General features: G+C 74.0%; 15 protein-coding genes. 7 read left to right on the plus strand and 8 right to left on the minus strand.

The window, feature by feature from the left end; translation table 11 throughout:
* Positions 1 to 105: 105 nt before the first annotated feature.
* On the plus strand, positions 106 to 741 hold the full coding sequence (locus tag ACFVYK_RS09820; RefSeq protein ID WP_389771001.1) for a TetR family transcriptional regulator: 636 nt from the start codon (positions 106 to 108) through the stop codon (positions 739 to 741).
* A 99-nt stretch (positions 742 to 840) separates the two neighbouring features.
* Here the strand turns inward: ACFVYK_RS09820 and ACFVYK_RS09825 are convergent, their stop codons facing one another.
* Positions 841 to 1293 carry an Lrp/AsnC family transcriptional regulator gene (locus ACFVYK_RS09825; protein ID WP_256920992.1) on the minus strand — a complete coding sequence of 151 codons (453 nt, stop codon included), beginning with the start codon at positions 1291 to 1293 and terminating at the stop codon, positions 841 to 843.
* 82 nt (positions 1294 to 1375) lie between these two features.
* Here ACFVYK_RS09825 and ACFVYK_RS09830 point away from each other — a divergent pair, with 82 nt between their 5' ends.
* On the plus strand, positions 1376 to 2038 hold the full coding sequence (locus ACFVYK_RS09830; protein ID WP_389770845.1) for a LysE family translocator: 663 nt from the start codon (positions 1376 to 1378) through the stop codon (positions 2036 to 2038).
* A gap of 24 nt (positions 2039 to 2062) precedes the next feature.
* On the opposite strand, the gene ACFVYK_RS09835 is transcribed toward ACFVYK_RS09830, so the two are convergent.
* Positions 2063 to 2560 (minus strand): nitroreductase family deazaflavin-dependent oxidoreductase, encoded by a 498-nt coding sequence (locus tag ACFVYK_RS09835; protein WP_389770847.1) that lies wholly within the window; start codon positions 2558 to 2560, stop codon positions 2063 to 2065.
* A complete protein-coding gene (locus ACFVYK_RS09840; protein WP_389770849.1) occupies positions 2557 to 3750 on the minus strand; it encodes an acyl-CoA dehydrogenase family protein in 1194 nt (397 codons plus the stop codon). Before ACFVYK_RS09840 ends, ACFVYK_RS09835 begins: the two co-directional genes overlap by 4 nt.
* A gap of 79 nt (positions 3751 to 3829) precedes the next feature.
* On the opposite strand from ACFVYK_RS09840, the gene ACFVYK_RS09845 reads away from it, so the two are divergent.
* The 3 genes from ACFVYK_RS09845 to ACFVYK_RS09855 all read left to right on the plus strand — a co-directional run bounded on the left by ACFVYK_RS09845 (position 3830) and on the right by ACFVYK_RS09855 (position 6859).
* Positions 3830 to 5002 (plus strand): acetyl-CoA acetyltransferase, encoded by a 1173-nt coding sequence (locus ACFVYK_RS09845; protein ID WP_389770852.1) that lies wholly within the window; start codon positions 3830 to 3832, stop codon positions 5000 to 5002.
* Between the two features lie 186 nt (positions 5003 to 5188).
* The gene (locus tag ACFVYK_RS09850; RefSeq protein WP_389770854.1) at positions 5189 to 6178 is read left to right on the plus strand and encodes an expansin EXLX1 family cellulose-binding protein; all 990 of its coding nucleotides are present in this window, start codon (positions 5189 to 5191) and stop codon (positions 6176 to 6178) included.
* A gap of 15 nt (positions 6179 to 6193) precedes the next feature.
* Positions 6194 to 6859 carry a pyridoxal 5'-phosphate synthase gene (locus ACFVYK_RS09855; RefSeq protein WP_389770857.1) on the plus strand — a complete coding sequence of 222 codons (666 nt, stop codon included), beginning with the start codon at positions 6194 to 6196 and terminating at the stop codon, positions 6857 to 6859.
* Positions 6860 to 6937: 78 nt separating this feature from the next.
* Here the strand turns inward: ACFVYK_RS09855 and ACFVYK_RS09860 are convergent, their stop codons facing one another.
* Genes ACFVYK_RS09860 through ACFVYK_RS09880 form a run of 5 tightly spaced genes read right to left on the minus strand, consistent with a single transcriptional unit; the run spans position 6938 to position 9869 of the window.
* Positions 6938 to 7297: a hypothetical protein gene (locus tag ACFVYK_RS09860; RefSeq protein WP_389770860.1), complete on the minus strand. Its 360-nt coding sequence runs from the start codon at positions 7295 to 7297 to the stop codon at positions 6938 to 6940.
* A 59-nt stretch (positions 7298 to 7356) separates the two neighbouring features.
* Positions 7357 to 8328, minus strand: a complete 972-nt coding sequence (locus tag ACFVYK_RS09865; protein WP_389770863.1) for a GNAT family N-acetyltransferase — start codon at positions 8326 to 8328, stop codon at positions 7357 to 7359.
* A gap of 50 nt (positions 8329 to 8378) precedes the next feature.
* Entirely contained in the window at positions 8379 to 8984 is a 606-nt protein-coding gene (locus tag ACFVYK_RS09870) for a GNAT family N-acetyltransferase (RefSeq protein ID WP_389770865.1), read from the minus strand.
* 4 nt (positions 8985 to 8988) lie between these two features.
* Positions 8989 to 9420 carry a Zn-ribbon domain-containing OB-fold protein gene (locus tag ACFVYK_RS09875; RefSeq protein WP_389770867.1) on the minus strand — a complete coding sequence of 144 codons (432 nt, stop codon included), beginning with the start codon at positions 9418 to 9420 and terminating at the stop codon, positions 8989 to 8991.
* On the minus strand, positions 9420 to 9869 hold the full coding sequence (locus ACFVYK_RS09880) for a DoxX family protein (protein ID WP_389770870.1): 450 nt from the start codon (positions 9867 to 9869) through the stop codon (positions 9420 to 9422). The genes ACFVYK_RS09875 and ACFVYK_RS09880 overlap by 1 nt, the downstream gene beginning before the upstream one ends.
* Positions 9870 to 10094: 225 nt before the next feature.
* On the opposite strand from ACFVYK_RS09880, the gene ACFVYK_RS09885 reads away from it, so the two are divergent.
* On the plus strand, positions 10095 to 11285 hold the full coding sequence (locus tag ACFVYK_RS09885; RefSeq protein WP_389770872.1) for a flavin-containing monooxygenase: 1191 nt from the start codon (positions 10095 to 10097) through the stop codon (positions 11283 to 11285).
* 269 nt (positions 11286 to 11554) lie between these two features.
* Positions 11555 to 13027 carry a flavin monoamine oxidase family protein gene (locus ACFVYK_RS09890; protein ID WP_389771003.1) on the plus strand — a complete coding sequence of 491 codons (1473 nt, stop codon included), beginning with the start codon at positions 11555 to 11557 and terminating at the stop codon, positions 13025 to 13027.
* Positions 13028 to 13094 lie beyond the last annotated feature (67 nt).

Raw genomic sequence — 13094 nt, forward strand, 5'->3', positions numbered from 1 at the left:
CCGCAGACCAGGCACAGCCGCCTCCGCGCCCCCGCGCACCCCATTTGCAGTCGGCCGAATCGCGCTCCCATCACCCCTCGGTAAGCTGACGGCATGACAGGACAAGTGCGTACCGTCGACGGCCGCGTGGCCGGTCGGCGCGGGCAGGCGACGCGGCAGAAGCTGCTCGACTGCCTCAGCGAGATGCTCAGCTCCTCTCCCTACCGGGACGTCAAGGTCATCGATGTCGCCCGGAAGGCGGGCACTTCACCCGCGACCTTCTACCAGTACTTCCCGGACGTCGAGGGCGCCGTCCTGGAGATCGCCGAGCAAATGGCCGCGGAGGGGGCCGAGTTGACCGATCTGGTCGCCGGGCGTTCCTGGGTCGGCAAGGCGGGCTGGCAGACCGCTCAGGAACTCGTGGACGGCTTCCTGGAGTTCTGGCGGAAGAACGACGCGATCCTGCGCGTCGTCGACCTGGGCGCGGCCGAAGGCGACAAGCGCTTCTACAAACTCCGCATGAAGATCCTCAATTCGGTGAACAACTCCCTCTCGGACGCGGTCGCGGAGCTGCAGTCCAAGGGCCGGGTCGACAAGGACGTGAACCCGGCCGCGGTCGCCGGAGCGCTCGTCGCGATGCTCGCGGCCGTCGCCTCGCACCAGAAGGGCTTTCAGACGTGGGGCGTCAAGCAGGCTGAGCTCAAGCCGAACCTGGCGCTGCTGGTGCACCTGGGCATCACCGGGAAGAAGCCGACGAAATAGCGGCGAAGCCTGCGACGGCGCACCACTCTTACGCTCAAGTCCTGTCTGTCGGGCGGCGGTTCACCGGTCCTTCGTCCGGTCGGGCCGCCGCCTGTCGCGCTATGCGGGCAGCGCCCTGTCCTTCACCACGTGCTTCATGACCAGCGTCGACGTCAGCCGCTGCACGCCCGGCAGCGTGGCGAGCCGCTCGTCGTAGAGCCGCTGGAAGGCCGCGAGGTCGGCGGTGGCCACCCGCAGCAGGTAGTCGGGCTCACCGAACAGCCGCTGTGCGTCCAGCACGTGCTCCACCTCGCCCACCGCCCGCTCGAACTCGGCGACCGTGTCCCGGTCCTCCTGCCGCATGGAGACGAAGACCAGGGCCTCGAAGGTCAGCCCGACGGCGGCCGGCTCCACCGTCGCCCGGTAGCCGCTGATCGCCCCGGACCGCTCCAGCTCCCGCAGCCGCCGGTGGCACGGCGAGACGCTCAGCCGCACCCGCGCGGCCAGCTCGGTCACGGTCAGCCGCCCGTCCTGCTGGAGCTCGGCAAGAATCTTCCGGTCGACGTCGTCCATGAGGCGAATCTTCCCTCATATCACCGTGTTCCGTGAAAACATCGGGAACACTTTCGGCCGCATCGCGCCTAATGTCCCCGTCATGGACTCCGCAACGCTGATCTCCTTCCTCGCCGTCGACCTGCTGCTGGTCTGCGTGCCGGGCGCCGACTGGGCCTACGTGATCTCCGCGGGGCTGCGCGGCCGCTCGGTCGGCGCGGCGGTGACCGGCCTGGTCAGCGGGTACGCCCTGCACACGGCGCTGGCGGCGGCGGGCCTCGCCGTCCTGGTCGCGGGCTCGCCCGCCCTGCTCACCGGCCTGACGGCGGCGGGCGCGGCCTACCTGGTGTGGCTGGGCTGGGGGGTGCTGCGCCGGCCGGGGATCCCGCAGGCCGGTGCGGAGGTCCACCCGGACGCGACCGGCGCGGCGGGCGGGACGCGGGTGTTCCTGCGCGGGGCCACGATCAGCGGGCTGAATCCCAAGGGCCTGCTCCTCTACCTCTCGGTGCTGCCGCAGTTCCTCGCCACGGGAGACGGGGCGGGGACCGGCGCCGTCGCCGGGGGCGGCCGTCTCCCGGTCGCCGCCCAGACGGCCGTCCTCGGCGTGCTGCACATGGCGTGCTGCGCCGCCGTCTACCTGACGGTGGGCGTCCTGGCCCGCAGGCTGCTGGGCGCCCGCCCAGCGGCGGCCCGCGCGGTGACCCGCACCTCGGGCGCGGCGATGCTGGGCATCGGGGCGTTCCTGCTGATCCAGCGGGCGTTCTAGGGCGGTACGCCGGGATCGAGCGGGTCAGGCGGGCCGGTCAGGCGGCTCAGGGGTTCTCGGCGTGAGCCGGAAGACCCGGATCTCGCGCTCCACCCGCGCCTGGTACGTCGCGTACGGGGGCCAGAAAGCCAGCAGCTCCTTCCACACCGCCGCCCGCTCCTCCCCCGCCAGGAGCCGTGCTCTGACCGGGACGTCGGCGCCCTTCCAGCTGATCTCGGCGTCGGGGTGGGCGAGGAGGTTGGCCGTCCAGGCGGGGTGCCCGGTGCGCCCGAAGTTGGAGCCGACGAGGAGCCAGCTCCGGCCGCCGGGCTCGGGCATGCAGGCCAGCGGCGTCCGGCGGGGCGCACCGCTCCTCGCCCCGGTGGCGGTCAGGATCACCCCCGGCAGCATCTGGGCGCTGAGCAGCACCTTGCCCCGGGTGAGCCGGTGGACGGCCCGGTCGAGCGCGGGGATCACCCGCGGGGCGACCTTCGCGAAGGCGCGCGTCGAGGAGACCTTCTGCACCACCCGGACGCCGATCACACCGTCACCTCCGTCCGTGTGAACAGGGCCGCCCGCTCGGCGGCGTGGGCACGCAGCCGGTGTACGGGCCCGAACAGCAGCTCGTCGCCCGCGGCCCGCTTGAAGTACAGGTGGGCCTCGTGCTCCCAGGTGAAACCGATTCCGCCGTGCAGCTGGACGCCCTCGGCGGCGGCGAGACGCAGCGCCTCCAAGGCCTGGGCGAGCGCGAGCCCGCCGACGCGTTCCTCCCCGCCGCCGGGCGCGCCGGTCGCCCACGCGGCGTAGTAGGCGGCGGACCGGGCCGCCTGGAGCTGCACGTAGACGTCCGCCAGCCGGTGCTGCACCGCCTGGAACGAGCCGATCGGCCGCCCGAACTGGACGCGCTGCCCGAGGTATTCCACGGTCCGCTCCAGCACCCGCCCGGCGGCCCCCACGGCCTCGCAGGCGAGGAAGGCGGCGGCGCGGTCGCCGGCGCCGGCCAGGGCGTGCGGGACGTCGGCCCGCTCGTCCCCCAGCAGCTCGGCCCCGACGTGCCGGAGCTGCACGCGCGCCTGCGGCCTGGTCGCGTCGAGAGCGGTCTGCCGGTTCCGGACGACTCCGGCGGCGTCCCCCGCCACCAGGAACAGCAGGGTCCGCGACCGTACGAATCCCCCGGTGTGCGCGGCGACCGCGAGCAGCCCGGCGCTGTGCCCGTCGAGCACCTGCGCGGCCTCCCCGTACAGCCGCCAGCCGCCGTCGGCCGGCCGGGCCTGCACGCCCCCCGCGCGTCCCCCGCCGGACCAGTCGCCGCCCTCCCCGGTCAGGGCGAGGGCGGTGGCGAGGGCCGGTGCGGGGACGGCGAGGGCGGCGGTCAGCGTGCCGTCGGCGATCCGCGGGAGCAGACGGGCGCGCTGGGCGTCGGAGCCGAGGGCGAGGATCAGGGGTGCGGTGAGGACGGAGGTCGCGAGCAGCGGGGTGGGGGCGAGGACCCGGCCGGTTTCCTCGGCGGCGAGGGCGAGGTCGGTGGTGGGGCAGCCGACGCCGCCGTAGGCCTCCGGGAGGGCGAGGCCGGGCAGTCCGAGCTGTTCGGCCAGGGCGGTCCACAGGGCGGCATCGTGTCCGGCGGGGGTGTCGAGGGCGGCGCGCAGCTCCTCGGGGCCGCAGCGTTTGTGGAGCAGTTCGCGCAGTGTGCGGCGGATCTCGTCCTGTTCGGCGGTGAAGCCGGGGTCCATGGCCGCCCCTTCCTCCAGATCTGACGGTGCGTCATATTAGGAGTCCGGGAACGAGATGCACAGAGGGAGGTGGCCTCTCATGGCAGCGGGAACCCGAAACGTGGCCGTCGTCGGCGTCGCGCTCTCCGACTGCGGTCGGGTGGACGACGCGAGCCCCTACGCCCTGCACGCCCAGGCGGCCCGCCGGGCGCTGGCGGACGCGGGGCTGGAACGCGCGGCGGTGGACGGCTTCGCCTCCGCCGGCCTGGGCACGCTCGCCCCGGTCGAACTGGCCGACTACCTGGGCCTGCGCCCCACCTGGGTCGACTCCACCTCGGTGGGCGGCGCGACCTGGGAGGTCATGGCGGCGCACGCGGCCGACGCGATCGCCGCCGGGCACGCGAACGCCGTCCTGCTGGCGTACGGCGCGACGCCCCGGGCCGACGTCAGGGCGGGCCGCCGCACCGGCGCCTTCGCCTTCGGCGCCGGCGGCCCGCTCCAGTTCGAGGCCCCCTACGGGCACACCCTGATCGCCAAGTACGCGATGGCCGCCCGCCGCCACATGCACCGGTACGGCACGACGATCGAGCAGTTGGCGCAGGTCGCGGTGCAGACGAGGGCGAACGCGGCCCTCAACCCCGAGGCGATGTTCCGCGACCCGATCACGGTCGACGACGTCCTGTCGGGCCCGATGATCGCCGACCCGTTCACGAGACTGCACTGCTGTCTGCGCTCGGACGGCGGGGCGGCGGTCCTGCTGGCGGCCGCGGAGTACGTACGCGACTGCCGCACCGCGCCGGTGTGGATCCTCGGGACCGGGGAGCACGTGTCGCACGCCTCGATGTCCGAGTGGGACGACTTCACGCTCTCCCCGGCGGCGACGAGCGGCCGTCTGGCCTTCGAACGCGCCGGACTGCGCCCGGACGAGATGGACTTCGCCGAGATCTACGACGCGTTCACCTACATGACCCTGGTGACGCTGGAGGACCTGGGCTTCTGCGCCAAGGGCGAGGGCGGCCCGTTCGTGGAGAAGGGCAGGCTCCGGGTGACGGGCGGAGAGCTGCCCGTGAACACGGACGGAGGCGGACTGTCGGCCCAACACCCGGGCATGCGCGGCCTGTTCCTGCTGGTCGAAGCGGTACGGCAACTGCGGGGCGAGGCGGGCGCACGCCAGACGCGCGGACGCGACGGCGAACCGCCCCGCCTGGGCGTGGCCTCGGCGACCGGCGGCTGGTTCTGCTCCTCGGGGACGGTGGTGCTGGGGCGGGACTGAGTGGCCCCCGGCCATCCGGGCCGCCTGGCACCTCACCGCCGTCCGCCTGGGCGGACCCGTGGCCCTGCGCGGAGAAGGCGGACGGCAACCTTTCCGCGTCCGGCGGCCACTGGGAGACGGCAGGCGGCGCGCCTCTGTGGAGCCGGCTGCCGGACGTGCTCCGCCGACTCCCGTAAGGATCCCTCCGTGGCACCCTCCTCGCACCGACGTTCCCGCCGCCCGCAGCGGCGCTCGGGCCGTCGCGTCCCCGTCGTCGCCCTGGTGGCCGTGGCCGCCGTCGCGCTCCTGGTGTCCCTGGTCGTGGCCTTCCGCCCCGGCGGCGGGGGCGACGACGGGGCACGGACGGTCGAGCCGGCGGCCGGCGCCGGACTGAGCGGGACTCCCACGGCGAGCCAGGCGGCGTCCGCGTCCGCGTCGCCGTCGCCCGCACCGTCGTCGTCGAAGTCCCCCAGGGCTTCCGGCAGTCCGAACCCGACCGGCAAGCCCACCGCCTCGGCCACGCCGTCCTCGCGGCCCGCGGCCGGGTCCGCCGCCCGCCCGGCCTCCGGCACCGCGCCGTCGGCCGGACGCATCAGCCCCGGAACCGCCTACACCGGGGTCGCCACCGCCTACGACATCGGCGACGGCGACGGCTCCTGCTCCTACGGCCCGACGTCCGACGTCATGACCGCGGCGATGAACACCGCCGACTACGAGACGTCGAAGGCGTGCGGCGCGTACGTGTCCGTCCGCGCGGCGAGCGGGGCGTCCGTGACGGTCCGCATCACCAACGAGTGCCCGGCGCCCTGCGCGGTCGGCCAGATCGACCTCAGTCAGCAGGCCTTCGCCAAGCTGGCGCCGCTCGTGACGGGCCGGATCCCGATCACCTGGAGCCTGCTGAGCCCGGCCACGTCCGACACCGTCTCGATCCGCTACAAGACCGGTTCCACCCAGTACTGGTGCGGCATCCAGGCGATCGGCCACCGCAACCCGCTGGCCCGTCTGGAGGTCCGCACGAGCGCGGGCTGGACCCGGCTGGCGCGCACCGGCTACAACTACTTCCTCTCCGAGCAGGGCGCCGGCTGCGGCGGCCCGATCCGGCTCACCGACATCTACGGCGAGCAGCACACCGTCGAGGGGATCGCCGTCCGGGCGAACGTGGTGCAGCCGACCGGGGTCCAGTTCGCCCGGCACTGACCGGATACTCGGTGCATGGCCAAGGATCTGCACGAACTGCTGAGGACGCTGCGGGTGTGGGACCCGGAGGTGACGGAGCTGCCGCCCTTCGACCCGGAGGCGGCGCCCGCCGAACCGCTCCCCCTCTTCACGCGGTGGCTCGCCGAGGCGGTGGCGGCGGGCGAGCGGGAGCCGCACACCCCGACCCTCGCCACCGCCGACGAGGACGGCCTGCCGGACGCCCGCGTCGTGATGCTGCACGGCGCGGACGCGGACGGCTGGTCCTTCGCGTCCCACGCCACCAGCCGCAAGGGCCGCCAGCTCGCCGCCCGCCCCTACGCGGCCCTCACCTTCTACTGGCCCGTCCTCGGCCGCCAGGTCCGGGTGCGCGGCCCGGTCACCTCGGCGCCCTCCGAGGAGGCCCAGGCCGACCTGCACGCCCGCTCCACGGGCGCCCTGGCGGCCGCCCTGACCGGCAGGCAGAGCGAGATCCTGGCCTCGGTCGAGGAGCTGGCGCGAGCCTCGGAGGCCGCCTGGGAAGAGGCCCGCCGCGACCCGGCGGCGAAGTCCCCGACCTGGACGCTGTACCGGCTGCGCCCGGACGAGGTGGAGTTCTTCCAGGGCGACGGCGCCCGCCGCCACACCCGCCTGAGCTACCGGCGCTCGGGCGACTCCTGGTCCACCGACCTCCTGTGGCCCTGATCCTGGCTTCAGGACCGGTCAGGGCCGGTCAGGGCCGGCCTGGACCGGCCTGGACCGGTCAGGGCCGGTCAGGGCCGGTCAGGGCCGGTCGGTGGCACGCGGGTGCCCTGTCCCTGCAAAGGTGATCCAGCAGGTGTCGCGAGACGTGTCGAGGAGATACCGGATACGTCCGGCCGCGGCCACTTCGATCTGCCACTGCTGACAGATCCGCCCTCGGTGAGTGCCATGCGCCAGGCTGCCTTTGAGCCGGTGACGGCGGGACGTCTCAGCTGCCGGTGCGGGATCAGCGCGCATGACGGTCCAGGCGCGAAAGGTGTTCTCACCCGCCTGCTGAGCCAGGTTCTCCCAGCCCTTCGCCGCGGCCGCGTCCGCGAAGCGGACCTCCCCATGGCCTTCCGGGGCCTGCGGTGCGGCACGGTCTCCCCGACCCGCGCTCACGCGCCCTCCCGCGGGTCGGAGGCCCCTCTTCTCTCACCCGAAAGCGGGCGCCCCGGCTCCTACGTGAACTCGTGCACCGCGAAGTCCGCCACCGGGCGGTAGCCGATCCGCTGGTAGAGGCCGTTGCTCGTCGGGTTGGACAGGTCGGTGAAGAGGAGAACCTCCGCCGCGCCGGAGGCGAGCGCGGCGCGGCTCACCTCGGCCGTCGCCGCGCCCGCGTAGCCACGGCCGCGCAGCCCGGCCGGAGTGTAGACGGGGGCCACCCGGATCTGGCCGGCCACCTCGAGGGTGACGCCGGCCATGGCGACGGGCGCGCCGTCGGGTGTCTCCCAGAGGGTGATCCCGCCGTAGGCGATACGGGAGTCGGCCCAGGCCCCGCCGTCCTGCTTGGGGTGCGCGCCGACCTGGGCCGAGAACTCCCCGTACCAGCGGACGAGCAGGTCCCGGTCGGCCGCGGCGGCCACCCGCGCCCGGCCCGCGGGGGCCGGCTCGGGCGGCGTCAACTCTTCGAGTCGGTACAGGCGTTGTCGTAGGGCCAGGCGGGACGCGGTGTCCGTTCGCCGGCTCCACGCCCGGGCGAACGCGGCCGCGGTGTCGCGGTCGGCGGAGACGCCGGGGAACCGGTGGCCGGCGGCGGCCAGCGTCGCGGCGAGGGCGTCGGCCTCCTCCTCCGTCAGGGACGTGAGGTAGATCCCGTGCGGCGGCGTGCGGAAGAACACCCCGCGAACCCCGTCACCGTCCGCGTCGCCGTCACCGTCGCCCGGGGCGTCCCCGCCCAGCACGCCGAAGACGGGGTCCTCGTCGCCGTACACGTGCGGGCCCCTGCGCCGCAGGCTGTCGACGACGGTCAGCGGGACCGTGTGCAGGGCCGGGCGGGAGGCGAGGAAGTCTCCGGCCCGGTCGAGGAAGTCGTCGAGGTCACGGGTGAGATGCCAGCCGACGGGGGCTTGCGGGCGGGCGGGGCTGTCGAGGACGTCCGGGCCGTCAGCGCGTTCGGGGCTGTCGGGACCGTCGGGGATGTCAGGGCGCATGCTCCATCGTCGCGGGAGGGGGCCCGCGCCGCCCGCCATTTTCCGTGCCGTCACGGGAACTCCGGCTCCGGGTCCGTCGCCAGGCGGGCGTGCAGATGGGCGTCGCGGAAGGCGTCGCGGCGGCCCTCCTCCCACATCGCCCCGCGCAGGGTCCCCTCGTACCGGAACCCGCAGCGCCCGGCGATCCGGCAGGAGGCGCCGTGACCGGTCGCGTGCCCCAGCTCCAGTCGGTGCAGACCGACTTCGGTGAACGCCCAGCGGGCCGCGAGCAGCAGCGAGCCGGTGGCGACATGCCGGCCGCGCGCCTCGGGCAGGACCCAGTAGCCGACCCGGGCGAAGCTCAGCACCCGGTCGATCATGCTCACGGCGATCTGGCCGAGGATCGTGCCGTCGGCCGCGTCCGTGACGCAGAACGGCATGGCGCGTCCGGCGGCGACGTCCGCGCTCTTTCTCTCCAGGGAGGTCCGGGCGCCCGCGGTGTCGTCGACCGTGTGCAGCGGGGTGTTCCAGCGCCGGAACTCCGGGTCGAGGTGCCCGCGCAGCCAGGCGTCGACGTCGGCGGCGGACGCGGGGTCCCAGGCGCGCAGCCGGAGACCGTGGCCGTCGAGGACGGGAGTCGTCAGGGGCGCGGAGAGGGACTCACGGAAATCGGTCATCCGATCATTGAACACCTGTCCGGCCGGGCGTGGGCGGGTCGTCGGCCGCCGCCGCCCGGAACACCGGAGCCCCGTCCCGGAAGGCGACCGTGAGGGCCATTCCCATGCGGGGTTCGGCGTCCCCCACCAGTTCGGTCGACATCCGCGGCCCCTCGGCCAGGTCGACGACCGCCGCGACGTACGGTGTGCGCTCGCCGAAGGGCGGCAGGTCGTTGCGGTGGACGACGGACCAGGTGTAGAGGGTGGCCAGGCCGCTCGCGTCCTCCCAGGCCACGTCCTCGCTCCAGCAGTGCGGACAGAACTCGCGGGGGTAGTGGTGGGCCCGCGCGCAGGCTCCGCAGCGCCGGATGAGCAGCCGGCCCCCGGCGGCGGCTTCCCAGTAGGTGCGGGTGAAGGCGTCGGCCTCGGGGACGTCGTGCCGTGCGGAGGCCGCCATCAGAACCACCCCAGCGCGCTGTCCAGGGACCACGTCTGCCAGGCCATCCCGCCCAGCGCCACCGCAGAGATCAGCGCCATCATCGAGTTCTGCCCCTGCTCGGCCCAGTCGTGAATCATGAGGACGAGGTAGAGGAGGTTGAGGACCAGGCCGCCGGCCAGCGCGACCGGGGTGAGGAAGCCGGCGATCAGCCCGAGCCCGAGCGCCAGTTCCGCGTACACCACCACATAGGACATGACGCGCGGACGCGGCCGCACCACCACGGCGAACCCGGAACGGACGGCGGCCCAGCGGTGCTTCGCCGCCACGTCCGCGGCCCAGGCGATGCCCGCCCCCTCGGCGAACCAGGCCTTCTTGTCCTTGTGCCGCCAGCTCTCCAGCCACCACAGGCCGAGTCCGATCCGCAGCACCGCCAGCCACTCGGCCCCGTCGAGCCAGATCGCATCCATAAATCTGACGGTACGTCAGATACGCGGTTCCCGGAACCCCGCGCGTTCGCGGTGCGAGGCCGCCGCGCACCCGCCGCACAGAGGGCCCGCTCTCCTCCGTTCGCACACGACGAAGCGGTCTACGTCACCGGCTGCGCCCGCCCCTCCCCCACACGTGATCGATCCGCAACCAATTCCGGTCTTGACCGAGACCCATCAACAGCCGGCGTGATTACGCTCGCGCTCATGGAAGACTCCGCACCGCGCCCGGCCCCCCGGGCGATCACCACCGCGAACCCGGCCGACCGTCCCGTCTACGTGATCGGCGGCGGCCCCGGCGGCCTCGCCACCGCGTACGCGCTGCGTACCCAGGGCATACGCGCGGTCGTCGTGGAGAAGGCCGACGCGGTCGGGGCGTCCTGGCGGCGGCACTACGACCGGCTGCACCTGCACACCACCCGGCGGCTGTCCGCCCTGCCGGGGCTGAAGATGCCGCGCCGGTTCGGGCGGTGGGCGGCCCGCGACGACGTGGTGCGGTACCTGGAGAAATACGCCGAGGTCCATGAGCTGGAGATCGTCACCGGCGTCGAGGTCTCCCGCGTCGAGCGCACCGCCGACGGCGCCGGCTGGCTGCTGCGCGCCACCGGCGGCCGTGAGCTCGTCGGCTCGGCGGTCGTCGTCGCCACCGGGTACAACCACACCCCGTACCTGCCGGACTGGCCCGGCCGCGAGGAGTTCACCGGCGAGCTGACCCACGCCGGCGCCTACCGCGACGGCGCCCCCTACGCGGGCCGGGACGTCCTCGTCGTGGGCGCCGGCAACACCGGCGCCGAGATCGCCGTCGACCTGGTGGAGCACGGGGCCGGCCGGGTGCGGCTGGCGGTGCGCACCGTCCCGCACCTGGTGCGCCGCTCGACCGCCGGCTGGGCCGCGCAGTACAGCGGCATCCTCGTGCGCCGCCTCCCCGTCGCCCTGGTCGACCGGATCGGCCGGCTGATGGCGAAGGCGAGCATCCCCGACCTGTCCGCGCACGGGCTGCCGCGCCCGGACACCGGTCTCTACACCCGGGCCAGGCAGGGCGCGATCCCGGTGCAGGACGTCGGTCTGATCGACGCCGTGCGCAAGGGCCGCGTGGAGATCGTGGCCGCCGTGGAGCGCTTCGAGGACGGCGGCAAGGTCGTCCTCGCCGACGGGACCCGGATCTCGCCGGACGCCGTCGTCGCGGCCACCGGATACGTCCGCGCCCTGGAGGGCCTGGTCGGTCACCTCGGCGTGCTCGACGACCGGGGCAGACCCCTCGCCCACGGCGCCCGCGCCTCCGACAAGGCGCCCGGCCTCTACTTCACCGGCTTCACCACTCCCCTCAGCGGCACGCTCCGTGAGCTGTCGATCGACGCGGAGAAGATCGCGAAGGCCGTGCGCCGCACCCGACGGTGACGACGGCGGCAGCGGTAGCGGCGTCGGCATCGGCATCGGCATCGGCATCGGCATCGGCGGCAGCGTCGGCGACGGGCGCCTGTAACTGTCGGTAACTTCCTTGATTTCGCTGCCCGTTACATCTGCGCCAGATGTGGCGGGAACGTTGTCGTGCGCCCGTGCGCGGAGTCAGAATGTGAGCCCTGTTCACCTTTTTGGCTCCCGCACCTCTCGCTCCCGAAGCTCGACGGAGGACGCACGTGGCAAGTGAAAGACAGCCCACCCCCAGGATGTCCCGCCGCTCCCTGCTCGGCCGCACGGCCGCGGTGGCCGCCGGCGCCACCGCCCTCACCGCGACCGCCGCGGGTCCGGCGGCCGCAGCCGCGCGGGAGGTGGACGTCGCGATCGTCGGCGCCGGCCTGGCCGGCCTCACCGCGGCCCGTGACCTCGTCGCAGCCGGCCGCACGGTCGCCGTTCTGGAGGCCCGCGGCCGGGTGGGCGGCCGGGTCGTCAACCTCCCGCTGGCGAACGGCGGGGTCACCGAAGGCGGCGGCGAGTTCATCGGCCCGACCCAGGACCGCATCAAGGCGCTCGCCGACTCCCTCGGTGTGGCCACCTTCGCCACCTACAACACCGGCAAGAACCTCCTCTACAAGGACGGCAAGAAGACCCCGTACGCCACCGACGGCCTGCTCGGCTCGGTCCCCCCGGTCGACGCGGCCGGCCTCGCCAACGCGGCGATCGTGCAGGCCTCGCTGGACGACATGGCCAAGACGGTGCCGGTCGACGCCCCCTGGACCGCCCCGAAGGCGCAGGAGTGGGACCGGCAGACCTTCGAGACCTGGCTGCGCGCCAACGCGGTCGTCCCGTCCGCCAAGTTCCTCCTGGACGTGGCGTGCACCTCGATCTTCTCGGCCGAGCCCCGCGAACTCTCGCTGCTGTTCGTCCTCTTCTACATCGCCGCGGCCGGCAACGACTCGACGCCCGGAACCCTGGAGCGCCTCACCGAGACCGCGGGCGGCGCCCAGGAACAGCGCTTCGTCGGCGGCTCCCAGCAGGTGCCGATCAAGCTCGCCGCCACACTCGGCGACCGGGTCGTGCTGAACGCCCCGGTGCGCACCGTCACCCGGTCCGGCGCGACGTACGTGGTCACGGCCGACGGCGTCACCGTCACCGCCAAGAAGGTCGTCGTCGCCGTCCCGCCGCCGCTCGCGGCCCGCATCACGTACGACCCGCTGCTGCCCGCCGCCCGGGACCAGCTCACCCAGCGCCTGCCGATGGCCTCCGTCGGCAAGGCCATAGCGATCTACGACACCCCCTTCTGGCGGGCCGACGGCCTCAACGGCCAGGTGGTCAGCGACACCGGCGTGGTCAGCTCCACCTTCGACAACTCCCCGCCGGACGCCTCCTACGGGGCGCTGATGGGCTTCATCGAGGCCGACGAGGCGCGGGCGTACGACGCGGCGAGCGAGGCGGAGGTCAGGGCGGCCGTGCTGAAGGACTACGTGACCTACTTCGGCGCGAAAGCGGCCTCCCCGACCTCCTTCGTCCTGCAACGCTGGAACAACGAGGCCTACACCCGCGGCGGCCCCGTCTCCATCGCCGCGCCCGGCGTCCTGACCCAGTACGGTCCGGCCCTGCGCGCGCCCGTCGGCGGCATCCACTGGGCCGGCACGGAGACCTCCGTGCACTGGATGGGTTTCATGGACGGAGCGGTGCGCTCGGGCGAGCGGGTGGCGGCGGAGGTGCTCGCGGCGCTGTAGGCGGCGGGCGGGGATCCGCCCCTGCAGGCGGGCGGCCGGGGATCCGGCGCCGTAGGCGGGCGGGCGG

The organism is Streptomyces sp. NPDC058291 (assembly GCF_042880855.1).
GTDB lineage: Bacteria > Actinomycetota > Actinomycetes > Streptomycetales > Streptomycetaceae > Streptomyces.

Coding starts and splice junctions, on each gene's coding strand:
- ACFVYK_RS09825 (WP_256920992.1), bottom strand. CDS start 1,293: ATGGACGACGTCGACCGGAAGATTCTTGCCGAGCTCCAGCAGGACGGG.
- ACFVYK_RS09830 (WP_389770845.1), top strand. CDS start 1,376: ATGGACTCCGCAACGCTGATCTCCTTCCTCGCCGTCGACCTGCTGCTG.
- ACFVYK_RS09840 (WP_389770849.1), bottom strand. CDS start 3,750: ATGGACCCCGGCTTCACCGCCGAACAGGACGAGATCCGCCGCACACTG.
- ACFVYK_RS09845 (WP_389770852.1), top strand. CDS start 3,830: ATGGCAGCGGGAACCCGAAACGTGGCCGTCGTCGGCGTCGCGCTCTCC.
- ACFVYK_RS09855 (WP_389770857.1), top strand. CDS start 6,194: ATGGCCAAGGATCTGCACGAACTGCTGAGGACGCTGCGGGTGTGGGAC.
- ACFVYK_RS09865 (WP_389770863.1), bottom strand. CDS start 8,328: ATGCGCCCTGACATCCCCGACGGTCCCGACAGCCCCGAACGCGCTGAC.
- ACFVYK_RS09870 (WP_389770865.1), bottom strand. CDS start 8,984: ATGACCGATTTCCGTGAGTCCCTCTCCGCGCCCCTGACGACTCCCGTC.
- ACFVYK_RS09875 (WP_389770867.1), bottom strand. CDS start 9,420: ATGGCGGCCTCCGCACGGCACGACGTCCCCGAGGCCGACGCCTTCACC.
- ACFVYK_RS09880 (WP_389770870.1), bottom strand. CDS start 9,869: ATGGATGCGATCTGGCTCGACGGGGCCGAGTGGCTGGCGGTGCTGCGG.
- ACFVYK_RS09885 (WP_389770872.1), top strand. CDS start 10,095: ATGGAAGACTCCGCACCGCGCCCGGCCCCCCGGGCGATCACCACCGCG.
- ACFVYK_RS09890 (WP_389771003.1), top strand. CDS start 11,555: ATGTCCCGCCGCTCCCTGCTCGGCCGCACGGCCGCGGTGGCCGCCGGC.